The organism is Cellulomonas sp. NS3 (assembly GCF_024757985.1).
In the GTDB taxonomy this organism is placed as follows: domain Bacteria; phylum Actinomycetota; class Actinomycetes; order Actinomycetales; family Cellulomonadaceae; genus Cellulomonas_A.
Genome location: NZ_CP103289.1, coordinates 2566570 through 2591953, shown reverse-complemented (window position 1 = coordinate 2591953; position 25384 = coordinate 2566570). Strand labels below are relative to the sequence as shown.

Below are 25384 nucleotides of genomic sequence, written 5' to 3'. Positions count from 1 at the left end.
GACCGGGAGTCAGCGGCGCGGCGCCGCGGCCCCCGGGGCGAACGCCCGCTCCGCCCACGACCCGACGTCACCGCGGGCGAGCGCGACGGCGAGCAGGTCGGGGAACGCGTCCGGTGTGCACGCGAACGCCGGGACGCCGAGCTCGACGAGGGCGGCGGCGTTCTCCCGGTCGTACGACGGCGCACCGGAGTCCGACAGGGCGAGGAGCACGACGACCTGCACGCCGGCCGCGGTCAGGTCCGCGACCCGGCGCAGCAGCTCGTCCCGCACGCCGCCCTCGTACAGGTCGCTGACCAGGACCAGCAGCGTGTCCGCCGGCCGGCGGACGAGCCCCTGGCAGTACGCGACGGCACGGTTGATGTCCGTCCCGCCGCCGAGCTGGGTCCCGAACAGCACGTCGACCGGGTCGGCGAGCAGGGGGGTCAGGTCGACGACCTCGGTGTCGAACACCACGAGCGAGGTCGACAGCGCGCGCATCGACGCGAGCACCGCCCCGAACACCGAGGCGTAGACGACCGACTCCGCCATCGAGCCCGACTGGTCGATCGCGAGCACGACGTCACGTGCGACGACCTGGCGCCGGCGGCCGTGGCCCACGAGGCGCTCCGGCACGACCGTGCGGTGCTCGGGCAGGTAGTGCCGCAGGTTCGCACGGATCGTGGCGTCCCAGTCGACGTCGCGCAGGTGGGGACGGTGCGTGCGGCTGGTCCGGTCCAGCGCGCCCGCGACGGCCGACCGCGTCCGGTCGGCGACCCGCCGCTCGACCTCCGCGACGACGGACGCGACCACCTGCCGCGCGGTCGCCCGCGTCGTCTCCGGCATCACGCGGTTGAGCGAGAGCAGGGTCCCGACCAGGCTCACGTCCGGCTCGACGGCCCCGAGCAGCTCGGGCTCGAGCAGCAGCTGGCGCAGGTTCAGCCGGTCGACTGCGTCGCGCTGCATGACCTGCACCACGGTGCTCGGGAAGTACGTGCGGATGTCGCCGAGCCAGCGGGCGACGCGGGGCGCCGACGATCCGAGCCCCGCCCCCCGCGGACCGCCACCACCCGGGCGTGCTGCCGAGCCGTCGTCGGCGTCGTAGAGCGCCGCCAGGGCGGCGTCCATCGCCGCGTCGCCCCCGCGCAGCGGAGCCCCCCAGGGCTCGCCCGCGGGGCCCAGCACGAGGCGCCACCGGCGCAGGCGTCCGGCCTCGTCGACGGTCGTGCCGGTCTCGCTCACGGGTGCCCTCCGAGGATCGTCGTGACGGTGCGCAGCGCCGGCAGCGCGCGGGTCTCGTCCAGGCCGGTCGTCGCCGCGGCGTCGGGCGTCGTGCGGGGCCCGCGCGCCGCCGCCTGCCCGACGGCACGCCGTTCCGGCGCCGACAGGGCGCCGAACGTGCGGCGCAGCAGCGGGAGCACGTCCGTGAAGTCCCGCTCCGGGAGCCCCGTGAGCCAGGCGTCGAGGACCCCGAGCAGCTCGTCGTCGCGCGCGAGCAGGAGCCCGCCGCCGTCGAGGAAGCCCTCGACCCACGCGGCCTTGGCCGGTGCCGGGGCACCCACCGACAGCGCGCGCTCCAGCCGCACCGGGGCGTCGTCGAGCCGGCCCCCGTCCCGTAGCAGGCGCGTGGCGCGGCCCGCGAGGACCCCGGAGACGTCGTCCCGGTCGGCGAGCGACGCGAGCGCCGACCACCAGAGCTCGCCGCCCACGGCCTCCTCGCGCAGCAGCACCGCGTCGTGCACGGCGTCGAGCGCGGTGCGCAGCTCGCGGGCCGCGTCGTCGTCGAGCGCCGTGACGGCGGACGGCAGCGCGGCGCACACCCGCACCAGCAGCGCGTCCGCGACGCGCCCGATCTGCACGACGTCCACCCCGCGCACGCCCGGGTAGCGGTACGCGCGCACCAGCGGGGGCAGCGCCGTCATGAGGTGCACCACGTCGACGTCGTGCGCGGCGCGCGCGTCGAGCGCGGCCAGGAGCGGCGTCATCGCCGCGGGCAGGTCCGCCAGCAGGGCGTCCTCGACGAGCCGGGTGAGCCCCGCGAGCGACGCCTGCCCGGCCGCGGCCCCGAGCCGCGCACCCGCCGCGGCCTCGACCGTGGTGCCCCACAGCGCGGCCTCGACGACCGCGACCGCGAGCTCCGGGCGCCACACGAGCGTCCACGGCTCACGGAACGTCCCCGTGCTCCGCCGGGTCGCGGCTGCCGGCACCCCCCAGTCGACGCCGAGGACGCGCAGGCGGTGCAGCAGACGGGACCGCTCGCGGTCGGTGTCCTCGCGGACGTCGAGCTCGAGCGTGCGGGCGAGCGGCTCGACCTTGAGCCGCAGGCGCCGGGCGGTCGCGCGCAGGTCGCTCGCGAGCGGGACCGTCGGCACCGACTCGGGGACCGTGCCGAGCGCCTCGCCGACGACGAGCCGGGCCGTCACGAGCGCCAGGACCGCGTCGTCGCCCTCGCACAGCACCGCGCGCGTCGCCTCCGTGACCTCGTCGAGCCCGGCGAGCGGGCGCCCGCGCAGCGTCGCGAGCGTCTCGGCGAGCCGCACCGCCTCGATCACGTGCGCCGACGAGACCGGCAGGTCCTCCGCGCGCAGCACGCCCGCGACGCGCGTGAGCCACCGCGCGACGACGTGGTCCGGGGCCGCGAACAGGTGGTGGTACCAGCCGGGGGACGTGATGCCCGCGCCGTACCCCGAAGCGGATGCGAGCCGCGAGGACGTCCACGGCACCCACGTGACCGACGTCGGCCGGCGCGGCAGCCCTCGAAGCACCCGGGTGTCGGCCGCAGCGGGCGGGAGCGTCCCGTCGAGCGCCGGGGCGTGCCACGCGCCGCACACGACCGCGACCCGCCGTGCGCCCGCACGCAGCTCCGCGCGCAGCGTCTGGCGCATGTACGCCTCACGGCGGTCCTCGTGCGCCTGCCGCTCGGGGGGCAGCGGCTCCGCGGTCCGCCGCAGCTCGGCCATCGCCTCCGCGAGCACCGGGAACGGCGTGGGGGACTCGAGCCGGTGCTCGACGACGTCGTCCCACCACCGCTCCGGGTCGTCGTAGCCCGCTGCTGCGGCGAGCGCGGCGAGCGGGTCGCGGCGCAGCGCGGCGGCGTCCTCCCCGGGCTCGTCCGTGGGCCCGGGTGCGTCGGCGAGGGCGGGCGCGTCGGGAGCGTCTGCTGCGCCCGGGTCCTCGGGTGCGTCGGGGGTGCCGGATGTGCCAGGATCCTCGGCCGCGCCGGGGAGCTCCGGCGGGTCGGGCGGTGTGGTCGTCCCGTCGCCCCGGGTCGCCCGCCCGAGCACCGCGCCCGACGGCAGGTCGCAGAAGCGCACGCGCACGCCGTGCTCGGCCGCCCAGTGCAGCGCCTGCCACTCGGGGGAGAACACCGCGTACGGCCAGAAGACGGCCGTGGCGGGGTCGTCGTTCGCGTACGCCAGCATCGCGACCGGCGGCACGAGCTCCGGGTCGCCGGCGAGGGCGGCGAGCGGGTCGGCGTCGGCCGGGCCCTCGACCAGCACGACGTCCGGCTGCAGGCGGTCGAGCGCCGCGCGCACGGCACGTGCCGAGCCGGGGCCGTGGTGCCGCACGCCCATGACCTCGACGACGGGCGCGCCCGCCCCCGCACCCGTGGTCGGGCCCGCGCCCGCGACCGGGGCGACGGTCATCCGCTGACCTCGCGGCACGCGGCGTAGAAGTCGTGCCACCCCTCGCGCTCGCGGGCGACCGCCTCGAGGTACTCGAACCACACCGCGCGATCGGCGACGGGGTCCTTGACGACCGAGCCGACGATCCCCGCGGCGATGTCCGACGGCTGGAGCGTCCCGTCGCCGAAGTGCGCCGCCAGGGCGAGCCCCTGCGTGACGACCGAGATGGCCTCCGCGGTCGAGAGCGTGCCCGACGGCTGCTTGAGCGTCGTGCGCCCGTCGAGGGTGCGGCCCGAGCGCAGCTCCCGGAACACGGTCACCACACGGCGGATCTCCTCGGCGGCGGCCGGGACGGGCGGCAGCTCGAGCGCCGCACCCAGCTGTGCGACGCGCCGCGTGACGATCTCGACCTCCTCCTGCTCGGTCGCGGGCAGCGGGAGGACGACGGTGTTGAACCGGCGGCGCAGCGCCGAGGACAGCTCGTTGACGCCGCGGTCGCGGTCGTTCGCGGTCGCGATGACGTTGAAGCCCTTGGCTGCCTGCACCTCCGTCCCGAGCTCGGGCACCGGGAGCGACTTCTCCGAGAGCACCGTGATGAGCGCGTCCTGGACGTCGGACGGGATCCGGGTGAGCTCCTCGACGCGCGCGATCTTCGCCTCGCGCATCGCGGTCATCACCGGGGAGGGGACGAGCGCGGCGGGGGTCGGGCCCTCGGCGAGCAGCCGGGCGTAGTTCCAGCCGTACCGGATCGCGTCCTCCCCGGTGCCCGAGGTGCCCTGGACGAGCAGCGTGGACCGGCCGCTGACCGCGGCCGCGAGGTGCTCGCTGACCCACGTCTTGGCCGTCCCGGGGACGCCCAGGAGGAGCAGCGCCCGGTCGGTCGCGAGCGTGGCGACCGCCACCTCGACGAGCCGGCGCGGCCCGACGTACTTGGGGGTGATCACCGTCCCGTCACCGAGCGTCCCGCCGAGCAGGTACGTCACCACGGCGCGGGGGGAGAGCAGCCAGGCGGGCGGACGCGGCCGGTCGTCGTGCGCGGCGAGCGCCGCGAGCTCGTGGGCGAACGCCTGCTCGGCGTGCGGGCGCAGGAGCGCGTCGGCGCCGTCCGCGTCGGCGGGCGTGGCCTGAGGGGTGGTGGTCAACGGAGCTCCTCGGTCATGTGGCGTCGGTCGTGCAGCGTGTCGGCGACGGTCAGGACGCGCGCACGCCAGGGGTCGTCGTCGGCGCGCGCGAGCCCCGCGGCCCGCACGGCGTCCTCGCTGGCGGTGTCCGTGGGCAGGCGCATCGCGACCGTCCGCAGCGCCCAGTCGGCGTGCCACGTGTCCGTCGAGCGCTCGCCCGCGAGCCAGCGAAGCACCGCGGCGGTGAGCACGGGGGGCCACGGCCGCGGGCAGGTGCCCAGCAGCGCGTCCACGTGCGTGAGCGCCGCCCGCCCGCCCTGTTGCGCGAGCGCGTCGACCGCGGCGGCGACGTGCTCCGCGCGCTCCTGGACGCCGAGGACCGGGAGCAGCGCGACCCGCTCGCCGTGGTCGGCGTCGCGCAGGAGCGCCCGGGCCCAGCGCGCGTCGGCCTGGTCGCGGGTGGCGCCGAGCCAGCCGGCGCGCAGCTGGCCGCGCAGGTCGTCGGCGACGGGGAGCGCGACGAGCTCGTCGGGCGCGGCGTCGAGCGCGTCCTCCCAGGCGCGCAGCGGCGTGGCGAGGACGAGGTGGCGCAGGAGCCACACGCGCGCGCCGGTGCCGGACGGCGCCGGGGGCAGCGCCCGGTCGTCCCGGTCCCCGGGGTCGACCTCGGGCAGGTCGACGACGAGCACCCGCCGCAGCCGCCGCCGCTCGACGTGCACGAGCGGGACGGCACGTGCCGCGGCGCGGGCGGCCTGGGCGCTGCCCGGCAGCCGCCGCAGCATCGCCGCCGCGACGGTCCGCACGTCCTGGCGGGCGTCGTCGAGGGCGCGCTCGAGCAGCTCCTCGTCCGCGGGCTGCAGGCCGTCGGCGAGGACGCCGTAGAGCTGGGCGCGCTCCTCGCCCCGGAGCGTCGACGGGCCCGCGGCGAGCAGCATGGCGCGCGCAGCAGCCGGGTCGCTCCGGCGCACGGCGACGAGGCGGTCGCGACGCTCCGCGGCCGTCCCGCGGGTCCAGGCGTCACCGGCCACGGGGGTGGACCCGTCGGTGCTGCCGGCGGCGACGGCCTCGCCGCCGGCGGCGCCGTGCCCCGAGGCCTCCGAGCTCGCGCCGTCGGACGGGGTGGACGGCGCCGCGCCGGAGGCGTCACGCGTCACCGCCGCCCACTCGGCTCGGTGCCCGGCGAGCCACCGGCCGCGCTCACCGAGCACGGGCGCCACGCGCTCGGCACGGTCGCGCCGGACCTCTCCGCGCTCACCGCGCGCGCTCGCCCAGTCCAGGAGGCGCGGCAGCAGGGCGGGCGGAGCGAGCCGGCCGTGGCTCGCGGCGAGGGCGAGCCACTCGTCGACGAGCCGCTCCGCGAGCGCGTCGGTCCGTGCGAGGAGCCCTGCGAGCCGCCCTCCGGCGGCATGCGAGGCGACCGGCGCGCTCTCGTGCGGCGCGGCGGGCACGGGCGGCGGGGCAGGGAGCGGGCCGGTGCCCGCGCGCCGCTGCGCGGTCAGGAGCGCTGCGGCGTGGAGCAGGCGCCCGGGGGCGTCGGTGCCCGGAAGCGTCGCCGCGAGGCGGCCGACCTCACCGGGGAGGGTCGCGAGGTCGACCGGCCTCCGCGCCACCCCGAGCAGCGCGGAGGTCACGAGGTCGTCCCAGTCCAGCGCACCGGTGTGGCCCCCGTGGCCGGCGGGCGGCGTCTCCACGGGCGCGGCACCTCCGGTCCCGGCGACCCGGGCGTCCCCGCGCGGGGTGCTTCCGGGCGCCGTGCCGCGGGGCGGGACGGTGCTCATGCCGGCACCGGTGCGCCGTCGGCGAGGACCGACTCGGCACGGACCCCGCGCGGGGTGAGGGCCCCGACGAGGGTCACGGGGTCACCACCCGCGACGGCGAGGACCGTCCACAGCCCGGGCGCGGGCACGAGCGGGAGCGCGTCGCCGGTCGCGTCCGCGACGAGCCAGCCGTCCGGTGCCCCGTCGGGGGCCGGGACCACGCGCACGTCGCCGAGCACGACGGGCAGGTCGCTCGTCCACGGGTCCGCGGCGAGCGCGTGCGCCCACGCGTCGAGCGCGGCCCGCACGCCGCTGCCCGCGACCGCCGACAGCGGGCCCGGTTCGCCGTGCCGCGCGCCGATCACCGCACGCAGCGGGAGCGCGCCCGGGTAGAAGTGCAGGTCCGCATCGAGGGACGTCCCCGGCACGAGCGAGACGTCGAGCGCCTGACCGGGCCCGGCGAAGGACAGCACGAGCGCGTCGCGGCCCGTCGTGGCCCCGCGCAGGTGCACGCGCCGGGTCGTGAGCCGCCCGTCCGAGGAGTCCCGGAGCGCCAGCACGTCCCAGCGGTCCCGCACGGGCGGCCCCGCGAGCACGTCCTCCGTGCGGACGGTCGCGCCGACGCGCGTCCGCACCGTGGCCGCGAGGTCCTCGGGGAGCTCGTCGATCCGGCCGTGCGCGGTCGTCAGCAGGTGCACCAGGGCGAGCTCCTCGAGGAGACGTCCGGGCCAGCCCTCGCCCGACGCCGCGACGGACGCGAGCCGGCGCACGGCCGCGGCCAGCCCGGGCGCCTGCGCGTCGACGAGCCGGGCGGCCACGGGGTCGGTCAGGGCGTAGCCCGCGGTGTCGGCCGACGCCACACCGGTGCGGACCTGGTCGCGCAGCCAGCGCTCGAGCTCGGCGACGCCGGCCGAGACGCGCTGCTCGCGCTGCTCCGCGCGCCGCCCGGCGGCACGCGGGTCCGCCGGGGCGCGGTCGGCGCGGACCTCGGCACGTCCCGCGCTGCGCGCAGCCCGCGCGGCCCGGGCCTCGAGCCACGTCGCGGCGAAGTCGGCAGGCTCGCCGTGCTCGTCGACCTCGCCGCCGGCCCACCGCAGGAGCAGCGCGAGCGCGTGCTTGCACGGGAACTTCCGGCTCGGGCACGAGCAGCTGAACGCGGGCTCGGTGAGGTCGACGACGGTCTGGTAGGGCGTCGTGCCCGAGCCCGCGCACAGCCCCCACACGGCGCCCGGCGAGGCACCCGTGGAGGTCCACGTGCCCGACGTCGCGAGCTTCCGCCCGGCGGTCGCCGAGGACGCGTCGGGGGCGAGCGCGAGCGCCTGCTCGACGGTCCAGCGCGGGGGCATGGCGTCACGGTAGCCACGTCGTCCGACACGGGTCGACGGCTCGCGCGAGCGGCGTGACGTGCAGCCGAACGCCGGCGGGCGCCCCGGCGAACGTGCGTCGACGCTCCGGCGGACCCGCGCCGTGCCGGTGCGGGGGCCACGGACCACGGGTCGGGCGCCGGGTGTGCACCGACATGTCCGGCCCCTAGTCTCGAAGCATGAGCGCTGACGGATTGGACCAGGCCCGCCAGAAGATGACGGACGCAGGGGTGGCGCCCACTGCGATCGACGTCTTCGCCCGCTTCTACGGTCTCCTCGAGTCCGGGGAGACCGGCGCGATCGCCGAGAAGGACGTGCGCCCGCTGACCGACGTCCCGCACCTGTCCGACCTCGACGTGTCCGACGACGCGGCCCGCGAGGCCCTCGCGGTGACCGCGGTGATCAAGCTCAACGGGGGCCTCGGCACCTCGATGGGCATGGACCGCGCCAAGTCGCTGCTGCGCGTGCGCGGCGACCAGACGTTCCTCGACGTGATCGCCCACCAGGTCCTGACCGCACGAGCCGCGACCGGCGCGCGGCTCCCGCTCGTCCTGATGAACAGCTTCCGCACGCGTGAGGACACGATCGAGGCCCTCGCGCCGCACACCGCGCTCGCGGTCGACGGCCTCCCGCTCGACTTCCTGCAGAACCGCGAGCCCAAGCTCCGCGCGGACGACCTCACGCCCGTCGACTGGCCCGCGGACCCGAGCCTCGAGTGGTGCCCGCCCGGCCACGGCGACCTGTACACCGCGCTCTACGCGTCGGGCACGCTCGAGCGCCTGCTCGACGCGGGCTACCGGTACGCGTCCGTGTCGAACTCCGACAACCTCGGGGCCTCGCCCGACGCGCGCATCGCCGGCTGGTTCGCCTCGACGGGCGCGCCGTTCGCCGCGGAGGTCGCGCGCCGGACGCCCGCCGACCGCAAGGGCGGTCACCTCGTGGTCCGGGCGGCGGACGGCAGGATCGTGCTGCGCGAGACCGCGCAGACCCTGCCCGAGGACGCCGAGGCGGCCGCGGACATCGAGACGCACCCGTTCTTCAACACGAACAACCTGTGGCTGGACCTGCGGGCGCTGGCCGACGAGCTCGAGCGCACGGGGGGCGTGCTCGACCTCCCGCTCATCCGCAACGACAAGACGGTCGACCCGACCGACTCCTCGTCGACCCCCGTGGTGCAGATCGAGTCGGCGATGGGTGCGGCGATCGAGGTGTTCGACGGCGCGGTCGTGCTCGAGGTGGACCGCTCGCGGTTCCTGCCGGTCAAGACGACGAACGACCTGCTCGTGCTGCGCTCGGACGTGTACCGCTCGACCGAGGACCACCGGCTCGAGGCCGTCGTCGACGCACCGTTCGTCGACCTCGACCCGACGCACTACAAGACGATCGGGACGTTCGACGACCGCATCCCCCTCGCCCCGTCCCTCGCCGGTGCGTCCGCGCTGCGCGTGCAGGGTGACTGGACGTTCGGGCGCGACGTCGTCGTGACCGGTGACGCGCGGCTGACCGACCCGGGGGAGCCGTCGACGGTCCCGGACGGAGCGCGGATCGGGCCCGACGGGATCGCCTGAGGCGCGCTGCCGAGCCCCCCGGTCATCGGGCGGCTCGTCGTCACGGAGGCCGGCGGCCGGTGGGCGCCGGCCTCCGCCGTGTCCGGGACGGACAGGCCTGGGCGTGGCGACGTCGTGCCCCGTCAGCCAGCGTCGCGCCGCCGCACGCGCGTCACAAATGGGCCCAAACCCACGCAGATGCGGGTTGAGCGGGCGGTGTGCGCCCTCTTGGCGGTCCTCATGCAGGCCCGCCTCGCGGCGGAGAGCCTGCCTCCGCCCGGCGCAGCACCTCCCGCGCGTGCGCGAGGACGGGCCCGTCGACCATCCGCCCCTCGAACCGGAACACGCCGTGCTCGCCCGCGGCAGCCTCGAGGAGCCGCCGGGCCCGCTCGACGGCCGCGTCGTCGGGCCGGAACGCCGCCCGGACGACGTCGACCTGGCTCGGGTGGATGCAGGCCGTGCCCGCGAACCCCGACGCTGCGGCGTCCTCGGCCTCGCGGGCCAGGCCGTCGAGGTCGGCGATGTCCAGGTGCACCGCGTCGTAGGCGGGCTTGCCGTGCGCGCCCGCGGCGATCAGCACGGTCGCGCGCGCGTGCCGCGCGACGTCGCGCCAGCGCCCGTCCGCGTGCCGGCTCGCGGTCCCGCCGAGCGAGGCGACGAGGTCGTCCGCGCCCCAGTGCAGCGCGACGACGTGCGGGACGGCCGCGATCTCGGCGACGCGCAGGACGCCGGCGGCCGTCTCGACCAGCGCGACCGTCGCGAACCCCGCGAGCGCGTCGAGGTCCGCGGCGCTCGCCGTCTTGGGCAGCATGACGGTCCGGTACGCGGTGCGGGTCAGCGCCGCGAGGTCGGCGGCGAGGTCCGCGGTCCCCGCGGCGTTGACCCGGACGACCGTGCGCCCCGGGTCGAGCGGCGTCGCGACCAGCGCCGCGCGCGCGTCCGCCTTGGCCGACGGCGCGACGGCGTCCTCGAGGTCGAGCACGACGGCGTCGGCGCGGTCGGCGGCCTTGCCGTAGCGGTCCGGGCGGTCCGCGGGGCAGAACAGCAGCGCCGGTCCGAGCGCGGGCGCCGTCACGGCTGTGCCCTCGCGCGCCACAGCAGCACGGTCCGCGTCGCCGTCGCGACCACGGTGCCGTCCTGGTTGCGGCCGGTGTGCGCGAAGGTCACCACGCCCTGGCCCTCGCGCGAGGCGGACAGGCGCTTGCCGGTCACGACCGTCTCGGAGTACAGCGTGTCGCCCGGGAACAGCGGGTGCGGGAAGTCGACGTCGGTCAGCCCGAGGTTCGCCACCAGCGTGCCCTGGGTGAGCTGCGCGACCGAGCTGCCCACGAGCGTCGCGAGCGTGAGCATCGAGTTGACGAGCGGGCGCCCGAACGGCTGGCCGGCCGACCACGCCGCGTCGAGGTGCAGCGGCTGGGTGTTCATCGTCATCGTCGTGAACGCGACGTTGTCGGCCTCGGTGATCGTGCGACCCGGGCGGTGCAGGTACCGCACGTCGGTCTCGAGCTCCTCGTACCAGAGGCCGCGCTGCACGGCGTCGCGCATCAGAACCGTCCCGCCAGCCCGAGCTCGCGGGCGATCACCATGAGCTGCACCTCCGTCGTGCCCTCGCCGACCTCGAGCACCTTGGAGTCGCGGTAGTGCCGGGCGACGGGGTTCTCGTTGAGGAAGCCGTAGCCGCCGAAGATCTGCGAGGCGTCCCGGGCGTTGGCCATCGCCGCCTCGCTCCCGATCAGCTTGGCGAGGCTCGCCTCGAGCTTGAACGGGCGCCCGGCGACGATCCGGTGCGCGGCGTCGAGGTAGGCGAGGCGGGCGGCGTGCGTGCGGGCCTGCATGCGGGCGATCGTGAACTGGGTGTGCTGGTTTTCCCCGATGGTCCGGCCGAACACCCGCCGGGTCCCCGCGTAGCGGATCGACTCCTCGAGGCAGCCCTGGGCGGCGCCGGTGCACAGCGCGGCGAAGGCGACGCGGCCCTCGTCGAGGGTCTGGATGAAGCTCGCGAACCCGCGGCCGCGCTCGCCGAGCAGGTTCTCCTCGGGGACGCGCACGTGGTCGAGCACGAGCGGGTGGGTGTCGGACGTGTGCCAGCCGACCTTGTCGTAGGCCGGCCCGACGTGCAGCCCCGGGGTGCCGGACGGCACGAGGAACGCGCTCAGCTCCTTGCGGACCGAGCCGTCGGGCCGGGTCGTCTCGCCCGTGACCGCGGTGACCGTGACGAGCCGCGTGATCCGGCTGCCGGAGTTGGTGATGAACTGCTTCGAGCCGTCGATCACCCAGTCGCCGTCGTCCAGGACCGCGGTCGTGCGGGTCCCGGCGGCGTCGGAGCCGGCCTCGGCCTCGGTGAGGCCGAACGCCGCGAGCGCCTCGCCGCGCGCGAGCATCGGGATCCACTCCTTCTTCTGCGCGTCCGTCCCGCTGCGCCACACGGGCATGGCCCCGAGCCCGACCCCCGCCTCGAGCGTCACGGCGATCGACTGGTCGACGCGCGCGAGCTGCTCGACGGCGAGGCACAGGTCGAGGTAGTCCCGCCCCTGACCGCCGTACTCGCGCGGGAACGGCAGCCCGAACAGCCCCATCTCGCCCATCTGCGCGAGGATCTCGTAGGGCAGCTCGCGCTTGGTGTCGTACTCGTACGCGGCGGGCGCGACGACGGTGTCGGCGAAGTCGCGCACCTCGTCGACGAGGCGCTGCTGGGCGTCGGTGAGCTCGTGGCTCATGGTCGGGTCCCTTCCTCGGCGGGCGCGGTGGTGTCCTGCCCGGTGCGGTCGGTGCCGTGCGGCGTGATCGTCGCGAGCACCTGGTCGAGCGCCACCCGGTCGGCCGGTCGGGCCTGGAGGGTGACGACGCCGTCGGTCGTCGCCGTGAGCCGGTGCTCCATCTTCATCGCCTCGACGGTGAGCAGCGGCTGCCCGGCGGTCACGTGGTCGCCCGTCGCGACGTCGACCGCGACGACGGTCCCGGGCATCGGGGACCGGACCACCGGGTCGGCGGCCCCGGCGGGACGGTCGACGTGGACCCGTGCCTCGACGAGGGCGTCGAGCCGGCCCGTGACCCGGAGCGCGACGGCGGAACCGTCGTACCCGACCCACGTCGTCGCGCCGTCGGACGCGACGCGCACGGTGCGGACGACACCGTCGACCGTGAGCTGCGCCGTCGTGGCGTCGACCGGGCTGAGGCGCGCGTGCACGGGCGGCCGGCCGTCGAGGCGGACGCGGGCGTCCTCGGCGGGGCCGAGCACGGCGACCTCGGTCCGCTCGCCGTCCCCCGAGGTGACGACGTGCACCGTCGGGGCGGGCTCGCCCAGCCGCCACCCGTCGCGGGCCCACGCCGAGCCCGCGGTCGCGGCGGCGCCGGTGCGGTCGGCGGTGGCCCGGAGCGCCGCGACCAGGACCGCGTCCGGCACGCGCACCGGTGCGCCCAGCTCGTCGAGGTGGCGCTCGATCACGCCGGTGTCGAGGCGCCCCGCGCGGACCTCGGGGTGCGCGACGAGCCGGCGCAGGAACGGGATGTTCGTCGTGACCCCGAGCACGGTCGTCGAGGCGAGGGCCGCGTCGAGCCGGGCGAGCGCCGTGGCGCGGTCGGGTCCCCACGCGACGACCTTGGACAGCATCGGGTCGTAGGTGGACCCCACCTCGCCGCCGACGGCGAGCGCGCTGTCCACCCGCACCCCCGCGCCGGCGGGCTCGTCGAGCACGAGGACGCGCCCGGCCGTCGGCAGGAACCCCCGCGCGGGGTCCTCCGCGTAGACGCGGGCCTCGACCGCGTGGCCGGTGAGCCGCACGTCGTCCTGGGGCAGCCCGAGCGGCTCGCCCGCGGCGACGCGCAGCTGCTGCTCGACGAGGTCGACCCCGGTGACGAGCTCAGTGACCGGGTGCTCGACCTGCAGGCGCGTGTTCATCTCGATGAAGAAAAAGCCCTCGGCCGCGTCACCCTCGACGAGCAGCTCGACGGTCCCGGCCCCGACGTACCCGACGGAGCGGGCGACCGCGCACGCGGCCTCGCCCAGCCGAGTTCGGGTCGGGGCGTCCACGAGCGGTGAGGGGCACTCCTCGACGACCTTCTGGTGGCGTCGCTGGAGCGAGCACTCGCGCTCCCCGAGGTGCACGACCGCGCCGTGGGCGTCGGCGAGCACCTGGACCTCGATGTGGCGCGGCGCGGTGAGCAGGCGCTCGAGCAGGAGCGCGTCGTCCCCGAACGCCGACGCGGCGACCCGGCGCGCGGCGGCGAGCGCGGCCGGCAGCTCGGCGAGGGACCGCACGGTCGTCATCCCCTTGCCGCCGCCGCCCGCCGCGGGCTTGACCAGCAGCGGGTACCCGACGTCGGCGGCGCGTGCGACGAGCTCGTCGTCGGACAGCCCGGGCTCGTGCGTCCCCGGGACGACCGGGACACCGAGCCCGGCGACGTGCGCCTTCGCGCCGATCTTGTCGCCCATGACCTCGAGCGCGTGCACCGGCGGGCCGACGAAGGTGATCCCCGCGTCGGCGCACGCGCGCGCGAGCGCCGGGCTCTCGGACAGGAACCCGTACCCCGGGTGCACCGCGTCCGCGCCGGTCGCCTTCGCGGCGCGCAGCACCGCGTCCACGTCGAGGTAGCTGGCCTGCGGCTCGGCCGGCCCGAGCCGGACGGCGAGGTCCGCGAGCCGCACGTGCGGCTCGCCGGAGTCCGCGTCGCTGAACACCGCGACCGAGCGGATCCCGAGCCGGTGCAGGGTCCGGACCACGCGGCACGCGATCTCGCCCCGGTTCGCGACGAGGACGGTGCGGAACGGCGGAGCGGGCGCCGTCCCGGGAGCGGTGGGCACGGCACTCACATCCGGTACACGGCCGCGGCGCGCGGCTCCAGGGGGACGCCGCGGCACACGTCGAGCGCGAGGCCGAGCACGCGCCGGGTGTCCGCGGGGTCGAGGATGCCGTCGTCCCACAGCCGCGCCGTCGACCAGTACGGGGAGCCCTGCCGCTCGTACTGCGCACGGATCGGGGCGGCGAACCGCTCCTCGTCCTCGGTCGACCACGTCTCGCCGCGGGCCTCGAGCTGGTCGCGCCGCACCGTCGCGAGCACCGCCGAGGCCTGCGCCCCGCCCATCACGGAGATCCGGGCGCCCGGCCACATCCAGAGGAACCGCGGGGAGTACGCGCGCCCGCACATCGAGTAGTTGCCGGCGCCGAACGACCCGCCGATCACCACCGTGAGCTTCGGGACGCGCGCCGTCGCGACGGCCGCGACCATCTTGGCGCCGTGCTTGGCGATGCCGCCCGCCTCGTAGTCGCGGCCGACCATGAAGCCGACGACGTTCTGCAGGAACACCAGCGGGATCCCGCGCTGGTCGCACAGCTCGACGAAGTGCGCGCCCTTGAGCGCCGACTCCCCGAACAGCACGCCGTTGTTGGCGACGATCCCGACCGGGTGCCCGTGCAGGCGGGCGAACCCCGTCACGAGCGTCGTGCCGTACTCGCGCTTGAACTCGTGCAGCTCGCTCGCGTCGACGAGGCGCGCGATGACCTCACGCACGTCGTACGGCTCCTGGAGGTCGACCGGCACGACGCCGTACAGCCCGGCCGGGTCGGCCAGCGGCTCGCGGACCTCGGACACGTCCCAGGCGTGCTCGCGCGGGGCGGGGAGCGTCGCGACGATGCGCCGGACGATCCGCAGCGCGTCGGCGTCGTCCTCCGCGAGGTGGTCCGCGACCCCGGAGACGCGGGTGTGCAGCTCGCCGCCGCCGAGGTCCTCGGCCGTCACGACCTCGCCGGTCGCGGCCTTCACGAGCGGGGGGCCGCCCAGGAAGATCGTGCCCTGGCCGCGGACGATGACCGTCTCGTCGCTCATCGCGGGCACGTACGCCCCGCCCGCGGTGCACGAGCCCATGACGCACGCGACCTGCGGGACGCCCGCGGCGGAGAGCCGGGCCTGGTGGTAGAAGATCCGCCCGAAGTGGTCGCGGTCCGGGAACACCTCGTCCTGCATCGGCAGGTACGCCCCGCCCGAGTCCACGAGGTAGACGCAGGGCAGCCGGTTCTCGAGCGCGACCTCCTGAGCGCGCAGGTGCTTCTTGACCGTCATCGGGTAGTAGGTGCCGCCCTTGACCGTCGCGTCGTTCGCGACCACCACCACGTGCCGGCCCGCCACGAGGCCGATGCCCGCGACGACGCCCGCGCCGGGTGCCTCGTCGTCGTACATCCCGTGCGCGGCGAGCGGCGCGAGCTCGAGGAACGGGCTGCCGTCGTCGAGGAGGGCGTCGACGCGGTCCCGGGCGAGGAGCTTGCCGCGCGCGACGTGGCGCTCGCGGGAGGCCGCCGGGCCGCCGCGGGCCGCCGTGCGCAAACGCTCGCGGAGCTCGTCGACGAGCGCGCGCTGGGCGGCCTCGCGGGCGGCGGTGGGCGGCGCGGCGGGGTCGGCCGTGCTCGTGGTCGTCGTCATCGACGCTCCTGTCCGGGGACCGCGGGTCTCGGGTTCGAGTGAACACCCATTCACCGAGTTCGGCTAGTGTTGGTTCACCGGGATGTGCGCGGCGTGGGGCGCGAGGACGAGACGGGGCGGGAGCGCGGAATGAGCGGTGAGGCGGGCACGCTGGTCCCGGGTGCGCCGAGCCGTCCGGGCAGCGCCGCCGGCGCGGGCCCACCGGGCGACGGGGCCGCAGGGCGAGACAGCCGGGGCGTGGTGGGCACGGCCGGCGTGGCGGGCACGGCCGGCGCGACGGGCACGGCAGGCACGGCCCGGGGGCGCGCCAAGGCGGAGCGTCGCGCCGCTCTGCTCGCCGCGGCGGCCCGCCTGTTCGCGCTCCGCGGCTTCGAGGGCGTGTCGATGGAGGACCTCGGCGCCGCCGCCGGCGTGAGCGGCCCCGCGGTCTACCGGCACTTCCCGGGCAAGCACGCCGTGCTCGCGTCGCTCCTCGGCGGGGTCAGCGCGGAGCTGCTCGACGGGGGCCGGGCCGTCGTGGAGCGGGCTGCGGACGACGAGGCGGCGCTCCGGGGCCTCGTCGCGTTCCACGTTGAGTTCGCGCTCGCCGACCCCGACGTCATCCGCGTGCAGGACCGCGACCTCGAGCAGCTCGCGGAGCACGACCGCCGATCGGTGCGGACGCTGCAGCGCCGCTACGTCGAGCTCTGGGTCGACGTGCTCGCACGCCTGGACCCGGCGGCCGACCGCCCCGAGCTGCGGCTGCGCGCGCACGCCACGTTCGGGCTGCTCAACTCGACGCCGCACAGCGCCCGGGCGCTGCCCCGCGGACGGGTCGAGGCCCTGCTCGCCGAGATGGCGCTCGCGGCGCTCGGGCACCCGGCGTAGGACGTCCGACGCGCGCAGGGTGCGGGACGCGTCACGTCGGCGGGTCGGGCACGCCGGCACCGGCGTCGACGGAGACCGTCAGACCACGGGCACGAGGGTGGACCGCGGGACGCGGAGCACGAGCGGGACGTCGGCACCCGCCCGCACCGGTCGGAAGTCAGCTGCGCCGGCGGGATCGAGCACCTGCGCGCCGACTCCCGTCGTGACGAGCGCGATCCCGGCGGAGTCGGCGTGCGCGAGCCACAGCCGGCCGAGCACCACGGCGTCGTCAGGGTCCTGCACGGACAGGACGTCGCACCACACGATCGGGCCGGCGTGGCCGGACGCGACGAGCTGCTCGACCGCGCGGCGCTGATCCTTCCGGCACTGCCAGGCCAGCCGGAGCACTCGTCGGTTCTCGATCACCCAGACACCGGTCGCGACAAGGACAGGGCTGATCACGGCGACCAGCAGGCCGACCGGCATCCCGACGATCGCGACGCAGAACACGAGGACGGCGCCGAGGAGCGCCAGATCACGGGCGATGCCCCTCCACATACCTTCGACGACGCTCTGCGGGAAGGGCAGCAGCGCAGCTGTGCCGTGCGCCGCCGTGGTGGCGGCTCGAAGGGATGCGCACAGGATCAGAGCGCACACCCACCGCCACGGCGCCACCCTCCGCCCGAGCCACGTCCCGGAGATGCGCAGGTGACGGTCGGCCAGGCGCCACCTCTGGCTGGCGGTCGTCAGGCGGAGGTGCTCGGGGACCAGTGATCCGGCGGGCGGCGATGGCGCGGGCATCCGGACAGTGTGCTGCACCTGGACGTCTCCCCGGGGCGGTTCGGCGGCCCCGTCGGACCGCCCCGGGGAGACGTCCCGGTGTCACACCATCGCGAGCGCCGACCCGGGATTCGCGAGGACCGCACCGACGTCGGACACGAACCGCGCCGCCTGCTCGCCGTCCACGACCCGGTGGTCGAAGGTGACCGCGAGCGTCACGACGCTGCGCAGCGCGATCGCGTCCCGGTGCTCCCACGGCCGGCGCCGCACCGCTCCCACCGCGAGGATCGCGGACTCGCCCGGGTTGAGGATCGGTGTCCCCGCGTCGATCCCGAAGACGCCCACGTTGGTGATCGTGATCGTGCCGCCGACGAGGGCGCCCGGTGGCGTCGTGCCCGCGCGCGCGTGCTCCGTGAGGTCCGTGAGGGCGTCGGCGAGAGCGCCGAGGTGCAGCCGGTCGGCGTCCTTGACGTTGGGCACGAGCAGGCCCCGGGGGGTCGCCGCGGCGATGCCGAGGTTCACGTAGTGCGGCTGCACGATCTCGCCGGCCGCCTCGTCCCAGCGCGCGTTGACCTCGGGCGTGCGGGCGACCGCGATCGTCACCGCCTTGGCGACGACCGTGAGCAGCGTGAGGCGGCGGCCCGCCAGCGCGCGGTCGCGGCGCAGGTCGTCGAGCAGCTCGAGCGTCGGGGTGACGTCGACCGTGAGGAAGACCGTCGCCTGCGGTGCGGTGAACGCGCTCGCGACCATCGCGGCGGCGGTGCGTCGGCGGACGCCCGTCACCGGTGTGCGGTCCTCGCGCGGCGACCCGACGGGCGCGTCCGGTGGGCGACGCCCGTCCGTCGGGGAGCCGGTGCTCACCGCGCCGGGATCCCGGTGCGCGCGGGCCAGGACGTCGTCGCGCGTGATGACCCCGTCCGGTCCGGTGCCGGCGACACTCGTCAGGTCCACGCCGAGCTCGTGCGCGAGCTTGCGCACCGGCGGGTGGGTGCGCGGCCTCTCGGTGACGGTCCCGCCCGCGGGCGGTGCGGCCTGACCGGAGGGACGTGCGTGGTCCGTCGGCGACGGTGCGGTCGGCGGCGGGTCCGCCGGTCCGCGCCCGGTGGGCGGGCCCGAGGGACCGGGTCGCGACGGGCGGGGGCGGCGCCGGGGCCGGTCCGTCGTCCCGACCGCGGGCCCGTAGCCGACGAGCACCGACGTGCGCGCGGCCACTGGCGACGGCGCTCCGGCGCTCGCGGACGACGACGCGGCGTGCGCGCTCGCGGGCGAGCGCTCGGCGGTCGCGGTCGCAGCCGCCGGTGGGGACGCGGGCGCGGCGCTCACCGCCACGGGCGACGCCTCGGCCCGTGCGCTCACCGGTGCACCGCCGCCCGCCGGCGCCGTGTCGACCGCGAGGATCGGCGACCCGACGGGGACGGTGGTCCCCGGCTCGACGAGCAGCCGCGCGACGACCCCCGCGTACGGCGACGGCAGCTGCACGGCCGCCTTGGCCGTCTCGACCTCCGCGATCACCTGGTTGAGTACGACGGTGTCGCCCTCGGCGACCTCCCACGACACGAGCTCCGCCTCGGTCAGCCCCTCGCCGAGGTCCGGCATCGCGAACTCCTCGATGGCCACGTCAGCCCCTCCATCCGGACAGGGAGTGCTCGCGACCGAGCACGCGGTCGACCGCGTCGAGGATGCGGTCGAGGTCGGGCAGGAAGTGCTCCTCGAGCTTGGCGGCGGGGTAGGGGACGTCGAAGCCCGTCACCCGGACCGGGGGAGCCTCCAGGTGGTAGAAGCACCGCTCGGTGATGCTCGCGGCGATCTCCGCGCCGAGGCCGCCGTGCTGCTGCGCCTCGTGCGTGATGACGAGCCGGCCCGTCCGCCGCACCGACGCCTCGACGGTGGCGAGGTCGATCGGGGACAGCGAGCGCAGGTCGACCACCTCGACCGAGATGCCGTCGTCGGCGGCGGCGAGCGCGACGTCGCGTGCGGTCATGACGAGCGGCCCGTACGCGACGAGCGTGACGTCGGTCCCCGGCACGACGACGCGCGCGGCGTCCATCGGGGCGGTCGAGGCGTCGATCACGTCGTCGACCTCGCCCTTGACCCAGTAGCGCCGCTTGGGCTCGAAGAAGATCACGGGATCGTCGCACGCGATCGCCTGGCGCAGCAGCGTGTGCGCGTCCTGCGGGTCCGCGCACGTCACGACCCGCAGGCCGGGGGTGTGCGCGAAGTACGCCTCGGGTGACTCCGAGTGGTGCTCGACCGCGCCGATCCCGCCGCCGTAGGGGATCCGGACCGTGATCGGCATCCGGATCGCGCCACCCGTGCGGTGGTGCAGCCGCGCGACCTGCGTGACGAGCTGGTCGAACGCCGGGAAGACGAAGCCGTCGAACTGGATCTCCACCACGGGCCGGTACCCGCGGTACGCGAGCCCGACGGCGGTCCCGACGATGCCGGCCTCGGCGAGCGGGGTGTCCATGACCCGGTCGGCGCCGAAGTCGCGCTGCAGGCCGTCGGTGACCCGGAAGACCCCGCCGAGGGTGCCGATGTCCTCGCCCAGGAGCACGACCTTCGGGTCGTCCTCGAGCGCGCGTCGCAGCGCCGCGTTCAGCGCGCCCCTGAGCGTGAGCGCGGTCACCGGTCACCTCCGCGCGCGTCCGTGCCGCGCGCGCCGCCCGGGGCCGCACCGTCCGCGCTGTCCTCGTCGAACATCGCGAGGTACGCGGCGTACTGGCTGCGCTGGCGCTCGAGCCACGACGTCGGAGTCGTGTAGACGTGGTCGAACACGCTCAGCGGCGGCGGCGGCTCGAGCCCGTGGCAGCCCGCGCGCATCTCGGCGGCCGCCGCGTCGGCGCGGGCCGTGACCGCGCCGGTCAGCTCGTCGGTCAGGCGGCCGCGGCTCGCGAGGTACCGCTCGACGCGCGCGATCGGGTCGAGCGCGACCCACTGCTCGTGCACCGCCGGGTCGACGTAGCGCGTCGGGTCGTCGGACGTCGTGTGGGGTCCCCGCCGGTAGGTCACGGCCTCGACGAACGTCGGTCCGCCGCCCGTGCGCGCCCGGTCGAGCGCGACGCGGGTCACCGCGGTCACGGCCAGCACGTCGTTGCCGTCGACGCGCACGCTCGGGATCCCGTAGCCGGGGGCGCGGTCCGCGACCGGGCGCCGCGCCTGCAGCCCGACGGGCTCCGAGATCGCCCACTGGTTGTTCTGGCAGAAGAACACGACCGGCGCGCGGTACGACGCGGCGAAGACCATCGCCTCGTGCACGTCGCCCTCGCTCGTGGCGCCGTCCCCGAAGTACGCGACCGCGACCGAGTCGACGCCGTCCTTGGCGCAGCCGATCGCGTACCCCGTCGCGTGCAGCGTCTGCGCGCCGATGATGATCGTCGGGGTCGCCATGCCCACCGCGCGCGGGTCCCACCCGGTCGCCGCGGTGCCCTTCCAGACACGCACCAGGTCGGTCGTCGAGACGCCGCGGCACCACGCGACGGCGTTCTCCCGGTAGCTCGAGAACACGAAGTCGTCGGGCCTCAGCGCGCGCGCCGAGCCGACCTGCGCGGCCTCCTGGCCCAGGAGCGGCGGCCACAGCCCGAGCTGGCCCTGACGCTGGAGCGCCGTGGCCTCGAAGTCGAGCCGGCGCACGACGACCATGTCCTCGTAGAGCGCGACGAGCCGGTCGTCGTCGAGGTCGGCGACCCACGGGTCGTGCTCGGGGTCGGTCCGGCGGGTCCCGTCCGGCGCGAGCAGCTGGACCGGCGCGGGGCCCGCTCCGGGGCCGGGCGCGGGCCCGGGCGCGGGGCTCGTGGGCCGGGGGACGGCGTCGCCGGGGGCCGCGACGTGCTCGGCGCTCGCGGGGCTCGTGTGCGGGGTGACGTCTGGACGCAGCTCTGAACGCAACATGGTGTGCTCCGTTTGTTCGGCGGAGCCCGCGCCCTCGTGAGGTCTGGGCTCCATCGCCCGATGTGCTGCCAGCGTACGACGACCGGGGTTACGGTGCTCCGAAGAGGTGCGCGCGTCGCTCACGAGGCTGCCGTGCACGTGCTGGTGCGAGGAGGCACGCCCATGGACAAGGTCGTCCGGTCCGCCCAGGAGGCGGTCGCCGACATCCCCGACGGCGCGACTCTCGCGGTCGGGGGGTTCGGGCTCTGCGGCATCCCGAGCGTGCTCATCGGCGCGCTGCTGGACGCCGGCACGCACGACCTCGAGGTCGTGAGCAACAACTGCGGGGTCGACGACTGGGGGCTGGGGCTGCTGCTCCAGCAGCACCGCGTGCGCCGCGTCGTCGCGTCCTACGTCGGGGAGAACAAGGAGTTCGCGCGGCAGTTCCTCGCGGGGGAGCTCGAGGTCGAGCTGACACCGCAGGGCACGCTCGCGGAGCGCCTGCGCGCGGGCGGCAGCGGCATCCCCGCGTTCTACACCGCGACCGGCGTCGGGACGCAGGTCGCGGAGGGCGGGCTGCCGTGGCGCTACGACCCCGACGGCGGCGTGGCCGTCGCGTCGCCGCCCAAGCAGGTCGACCGGTTCACGGTCCGCGGCGTCGAGCGCGAGTACGTCCTGGAGCGGGCGATCACCGCGGACTTCTCGCTGGTGCGGGCCTGGAAGGGCGACCGTGCGGGAAACCTCGTGTTCCGCGCCTCGGCCCGCAACTTCAACCCGCTCGCCGCGGCGGCGGGACGGGTCGCGCTCGCCGAGGTCGAGCACCTCGTCCCCGTCGGGGCGATCGACCCCGACGCGGTGCACCTGCCCGGCATCTTCGTCGACCGCGTCGTCGAGCTCACGCCCGAGCAGGCCGCCGACAAGCGCATCGAGCGCCGCACCGTCCGCTCCGTCGCCGCCGGGGGGCCGTCGTGACCGGGCGGCTCACGCGCGACCAGCTCGCCGAGCGCGCCGCGCAGGAGCTCGTCGACGGCACGTACGCGAACCTCGGCATCGGGCTGCCGACGCTCGTCCCGAACCACGTGCCCGACGGCGTCGAGCTCGTGCTGCAGTCCGAGAACGGCGTCCTCGGCGTCGGCGCGTACCCGGCGGAGGACGGCGTCGACCCCGACCTCATCAACGCCGGCAAGGAGACCATCACCGTCGAGCCGGGCGCGAGCTTCTTCGACTCCGCGACGAGCTTCGCGATGATCCGCGGCGGCAAGGTCGACGTCGCGATCCTCGGCGCCATGCAGGTCTCGGTCGGCGGGGACATCGCCAACTGGATGATCCCCGGGAAGATGGTCAAGGGGATGGGAGGGGCCATGGACCTCGTGCACGGAGCCCGGCGCATCGTCGTGCTCATGGAGCACACCGCGCGGGACGGCTCGGCGAAGCTCGTCCCGGCGTGCACGCTCCCGCTCACCGGCCGCGCGGTGGTCGACCGCGTCATCACCGACCTCGCCGTGATCGACGTGACCCCGGCGGGGCTCCTGCTGCGCGAGCGCGCGCCCGGCGTGAGCGTCCAGGAGGTCCTCGACGCGACGACCGACGTGCCGCTCGCGGTCGACGGCGACGTCCCCGAGATGGTGCTGCGATGACCGGCCGGGACGTCGTGCTCGTGGCGTTCGCCCGCACGCCGATGGGACGGCTGGGCGGCGGGCTCTCGACGCTCACCGCGGCCGAGCTCGGTGCCGTGGCGGTCCGCGGCGCGCTCGACCGGGCCGGGATCGCGCCCCAGGACGTCGACCAGGTCCTCCTGGGCCAGGTCGTGCAGGCCGGTGCCGGCCAGAACCCCGCACGTCAGGCGGCCCGCGGCGCCGGCATCCCGTGGTCGGTCCCGGCGGCGACCGTCAACAAGGTGTGCCTGAGCGGGCTCAGCGCGATCGTCGACGCCGCGCGCACGATCCGGCTCGGCGAGGCCGACGTCGTCGTCGCGGGCGGGCAGGAGTCGATGAGCCAGGCGCCGCACCTGCTGCCCGGCTCGCGGCGCGGCTGGACGTTCGGCGACGTGCGTGCGGTCGACTCGCTCGCGCACGACGGGCTCACCGACGCGTTCGACCAGGAGTCGATGGGCGCCTCGACCGAGCGGGGCAACGCCCGGCTCGGGATCACGCGCGAGGAGCAGGACGAGGTCGCGGCGGAGAGCCACCGCCGGGCGGCGCTCGCCGCGAAGGACGGCGTCCTCGCCGAGGAGATCGTGCCCGTCGACGTCCCGCAGCGCCGCGGCGACCCGGTCCGGGTGGCCGCCGACGAGGGCATCCGTCCCGACACGACCGCGGCGACGCTCTCCCGGCTGGCCCCGGCGTTCGCGTCCGACGGCACGATCACCGCCGGGAACGCCTCGCCGCTCACGGACGGCGCGTCGGCCGTGGTCGTCATGAGCCGGGAGCGCGCCGAGGCCCGCGGGCTGCCGTGGCTCGCGGAGATCGGCGCGTCCGGGCAGGTCGCGGGTCCCGACACCTCGCTGCACTCGCAGCCGTCCGCCGCGCTCGCCGCCGCCCTCGACCGCGCCGGGTGGGACGTCGGCGACCTCGACCTCCTGGAGATCAACGAGGCGTTCGCGTCGGTCCTCGTCCGGTCGCTCGCCGACCTCGGCTACCCGCACGAGCGGACCAACGTGCACGGCGGGGCGATCGCCCTCGGCCACCCCATCGGCTCGTCCGGTGCGCGGCTCGCCGGGCACGCGGCGCTCGAGCTCGCGCGGCGGGGGTCCGGGCGTGCGGGCGTCGCGCTCTGCGGCGGCGGGGGACAGGGCGAGGCGCTCCTGCTGCGGCGGTGAACCGGAGCGGGGTCGGACGCACCGGGCGCTCGGGGGTCACCGCTTCCGCGCTCGGTGCCCGGCTCCGGGAGGACCGGGCACCGCGTCAGGCGCCGACCTGCACCCGGCCGTCGTGCTCGTCGAGGACGTACACGTGCGTCGCCACGGCCCGGTAGAGCCGGAACTGCGCCGGGCCCGTGACGTCCTGCTCGGTCCACCGCCGCAGGCCCTGCGCGCTCGTGCGCCGGTCGTAGACGTCGAGCGCTGCGGCCCGGCCGTCGGGGCCGACCTCCGCGGCCTCCGCCTCGACGTAGACGGCGGACGCGGTGCCGACCGCGGCCGTCGGGTCGAACACGGCGATGCCGACCGCGGGCCGGCCGGCGAGGTTCACGGAGTGGCGGGCGCCCGGCCGCGACACCCAGACGAGCTCGGCCCACTCCCGGGACGCGAACCAGACCGGCGTCGCCCACGGCCGCCCGTCGGCGTCGGCGGTCGCGAGCGTCAGGTACGCGCTCGCGGCCAGCACCCGCCGCGCCTCGTCCGCCACCGTCGCGGCGTCCGCACCGTCGTCGACCGCCATGGTCCTGCCTCCCGGGTCGGGGTCGTCGTCGTGGGGCAGACGCGCCGTCCGGCCGGAACTCATCGGTCAGGACGGGGAGCGTCGGGGCCGGGTGCGTCGGACTCCCGGCGACGACCGCCGGCTCCGCCGTGCGGCGGCCTCAGTCCTGCTTGGCGGCGCCCCACCCGTGCCACCGGTCGACGCGGACCCGCACGCTGACCCGGGCGCGGTCACGCGTGGGGTACGGGTTGCCGGTGTAGTGGGTCGACAGGCGGTCGATGTCCACGAGGTCGGCATCCTCCTCGATCGACACGACCGTGCCCTGGACGCTCACGTGCGTGTACCAGCCGGACTCGTCGAGCGCGGTCAGGGAGACGCGCGGGTCCGTGCGCAGGTGCTGGAGGCGTGCGCGGGACGCGTCGAGGTTGAGCAGCACGGTGCCGTCCGGCTCGACGAGGTACCACGTCGCGACGGTGACGGGTCGGCCGTCGGACGCGACCGTCGCCATGACCGCGGGGTTCGGGCGGGCGAGCAGTGCGGCGACGTCGTCGGGCAGCGGGGGCAGGGGCACGGGGGACCTCCGGGTCGGGTCGAGGGGTGCCGGCCGGTCGGACGCGGCACCGCTCATCATGCGCCGACGCCGGTCTCCCTCCCACCCCGTACCGTGCCGTCTCGTGTCGTGGGACGCGGGGTTCCGCGGGTCGCCCGGCCCCCGCACCTAGGCTGGGCG

21 protein-coding genes are annotated in these 25384 nt (G+C 76.4%); 5 read left to right on the top strand and 16 right to left on the bottom strand.

Annotated features, from left to right (window positions below; genetic code table 11):
- Positions 1 to 9 precede the first annotated feature (9 nt).
- From NXY84_RS11845 to NXY84_RS11825, 5 genes are read right to left on the bottom strand one after another with little or no spacing between them, the layout of a single operon-like run.
- Positions 10 to 1218, bottom strand: a complete 1209-nt coding sequence (locus tag NXY84_RS11845; protein WP_258723299.1) for a vWA domain-containing protein — start codon at positions 1216 to 1218, stop codon at positions 10 to 12.
- The gene (locus NXY84_RS11840) at positions 1215 to 3623 is read right to left on the bottom strand and encodes a DUF5682 family protein (RefSeq protein ID WP_258723298.1); all 2409 of its coding nucleotides are present in this window, start codon (positions 3621 to 3623) and stop codon (positions 1215 to 1217) included. Before NXY84_RS11840 ends, NXY84_RS11845 begins: the two co-directional genes overlap by 4 nt.
- Positions 3620 to 4744, bottom strand: a complete 1125-nt coding sequence (locus NXY84_RS11835; RefSeq protein WP_258723297.1) for an ATP-binding protein — start codon at positions 4742 to 4744, stop codon at positions 3620 to 3622. The genes NXY84_RS11840 and NXY84_RS11835 overlap by 4 nt, the downstream gene beginning before the upstream one ends.
- Positions 4741 to 6501 carry a DUF5691 domain-containing protein gene (locus tag NXY84_RS11830; RefSeq protein WP_258723296.1) on the bottom strand — a complete coding sequence of 587 codons (1761 nt, stop codon included), beginning with the start codon at positions 6499 to 6501 and terminating at the stop codon, positions 4741 to 4743. The genes NXY84_RS11835 and NXY84_RS11830 overlap by 4 nt, the downstream gene beginning before the upstream one ends.
- Positions 6498 to 7826, bottom strand: a complete 1329-nt coding sequence (locus tag NXY84_RS11825) for an SWIM zinc finger family protein (RefSeq protein ID WP_258723295.1) — start codon at positions 7824 to 7826, stop codon at positions 6498 to 6500. Before NXY84_RS11825 ends, NXY84_RS11830 begins: the two co-directional genes overlap by 4 nt.
- 197 nt (positions 7827 to 8023) lie before the next feature.
- Between NXY84_RS11825 and NXY84_RS11820 the strand changes: the two genes are divergently transcribed.
- The gene (locus NXY84_RS11820) at positions 8024 to 9412 is read left to right on the top strand and encodes a UTP--glucose-1-phosphate uridylyltransferase (protein ID WP_258723294.1); all 1389 of its coding nucleotides are present in this window, start codon (positions 8024 to 8026) and stop codon (positions 9410 to 9412) included.
- Between the two features lie 217 nt (positions 9413 to 9629).
- Here NXY84_RS11820 and NXY84_RS11815 read toward each other — a convergent pair whose 3' ends face one another.
- From NXY84_RS11815 to NXY84_RS11795, 5 genes are read right to left on the bottom strand one after another with little or no spacing between them, the layout of a single operon-like run.
- On the bottom strand, positions 9630 to 10487 hold the full coding sequence (locus tag NXY84_RS11815) for an HpcH/HpaI aldolase/citrate lyase family protein (protein ID WP_309484989.1): 858 nt from the start codon (positions 10485 to 10487) through the stop codon (positions 9630 to 9632).
- Positions 10463 to 10936, bottom strand: a complete 474-nt coding sequence (locus NXY84_RS11810; RefSeq protein ID WP_258723293.1) for a MaoC family dehydratase — start codon at positions 10934 to 10936, stop codon at positions 10463 to 10465. Before NXY84_RS11810 ends, NXY84_RS11815 begins: the two co-directional genes overlap by 25 nt.
- Positions 10936 to 12108 (bottom strand): acyl-CoA dehydrogenase family protein, encoded by a 1173-nt coding sequence (locus tag NXY84_RS11805; RefSeq protein WP_258723292.1) that lies wholly within the window; start codon positions 12106 to 12108, stop codon positions 10936 to 10938. The genes NXY84_RS11810 and NXY84_RS11805 overlap by 1 nt, the downstream gene beginning before the upstream one ends.
- Entirely contained in the window at positions 12105 to 14192 is a 2088-nt protein-coding gene (locus NXY84_RS11800) for a biotin carboxylase N-terminal domain-containing protein (protein WP_258723291.1), read from the bottom strand. The genes NXY84_RS11805 and NXY84_RS11800 overlap by 4 nt, the downstream gene beginning before the upstream one ends.
- A gap of 5 nt (positions 14193 to 14197) precedes the next feature.
- The gene (locus NXY84_RS11795; RefSeq protein WP_258723290.1) at positions 14198 to 15805 is read right to left on the bottom strand and encodes a carboxyl transferase domain-containing protein; all 1608 of its coding nucleotides are present in this window, start codon (positions 15803 to 15805) and stop codon (positions 14198 to 14200) included.
- A 237-nt stretch (positions 15806 to 16042) separates the two neighbouring features.
- Here NXY84_RS11795 and NXY84_RS11790 point away from each other — a divergent pair, with 237 nt between their 5' ends.
- Positions 16043 to 16672, top strand: a complete 630-nt coding sequence (locus tag NXY84_RS11790) for a TetR/AcrR family transcriptional regulator (protein ID WP_258723289.1) — start codon at positions 16043 to 16045, stop codon at positions 16670 to 16672.
- Positions 16673 to 16750: 78 nt separating this feature from the next.
- Here the strand turns inward: NXY84_RS11790 and NXY84_RS11785 are convergent, their stop codons facing one another.
- From NXY84_RS11785 to pdhA, 4 genes are all read right to left on the bottom strand, one after another.
- Positions 16751 to 17452, bottom strand: a complete 702-nt coding sequence (locus NXY84_RS11785; protein ID WP_258723288.1) for a hypothetical protein — start codon at positions 17450 to 17452, stop codon at positions 16751 to 16753.
- An 81-nt stretch (positions 17453 to 17533) separates the two neighbouring features.
- Entirely contained in the window at positions 17534 to 19027 is a 1494-nt protein-coding gene (locus tag NXY84_RS11780) for a dihydrolipoamide acetyltransferase family protein (protein ID WP_258727196.1), read from the bottom strand.
- Between the two features lie 22 nt (positions 19028 to 19049).
- Positions 19050 to 20057, bottom strand: a complete 1008-nt coding sequence (locus NXY84_RS11775; protein ID WP_258723287.1) for an alpha-ketoacid dehydrogenase subunit beta — start codon at positions 20055 to 20057, stop codon at positions 19050 to 19052.
- On the bottom strand, positions 20054 to 21319 hold the full coding sequence (gene pdhA / locus NXY84_RS11770) for a pyruvate dehydrogenase (acetyl-transferring) E1 component subunit alpha (RefSeq protein ID WP_258723286.1): 1266 nt from the start codon (positions 21317 to 21319) through the stop codon (positions 20054 to 20056). Before pdhA ends, NXY84_RS11775 begins: the two co-directional genes overlap by 4 nt.
- A 162-nt stretch (positions 21320 to 21481) precedes the next feature.
- Between pdhA and NXY84_RS11765 the strand changes: the two genes are divergently transcribed.
- Genes NXY84_RS11765 through NXY84_RS11755 form a run of 3 tightly spaced genes read left to right on the top strand, consistent with a single transcriptional unit; the run spans position 21482 to position 24116 of the window.
- Complete coding sequence (locus NXY84_RS11765) at positions 21482 to 22270, top strand: CoA transferase subunit A (RefSeq protein WP_258723285.1); 789 nt, start codon at positions 21482 to 21484, stop codon at positions 22268 to 22270.
- A complete protein-coding gene (locus tag NXY84_RS11760) occupies positions 22267 to 22935 on the top strand; it encodes a 3-oxoacid CoA-transferase subunit B (protein WP_258723284.1) in 669 nt (222 codons plus the stop codon). Before NXY84_RS11765 ends, NXY84_RS11760 begins: the two co-directional genes overlap by 4 nt.
- Positions 22932 to 24116 (top strand): acetyl-CoA C-acetyltransferase, encoded by a 1185-nt coding sequence (locus NXY84_RS11755; protein ID WP_258723283.1) that lies wholly within the window; start codon positions 22932 to 22934, stop codon positions 24114 to 24116. Before NXY84_RS11760 ends, NXY84_RS11755 begins: the two co-directional genes overlap by 4 nt.
- A gap of 85 nt (positions 24117 to 24201) precedes the next feature.
- Here NXY84_RS11755 and NXY84_RS11750 read toward each other — a convergent pair whose 3' ends face one another.
- Together NXY84_RS11750 and NXY84_RS11745 are read right to left on the bottom strand one after the other, a co-directional pair.
- Positions 24202 to 24675, bottom strand: coding sequence for a pyridoxamine 5'-phosphate oxidase family protein (locus tag NXY84_RS11750; RefSeq protein ID WP_258723282.1), 474 nt, complete (start codon positions 24673 to 24675; stop codon positions 24202 to 24204).
- Between the two features lie 139 nt (positions 24676 to 24814).
- Complete coding sequence (locus NXY84_RS11745) at positions 24815 to 25225, bottom strand: TIGR03618 family F420-dependent PPOX class oxidoreductase (protein WP_258723281.1); 411 nt, start codon at positions 25223 to 25225, stop codon at positions 24815 to 24817.
- Positions 25226 to 25384 lie beyond the last annotated feature (159 nt).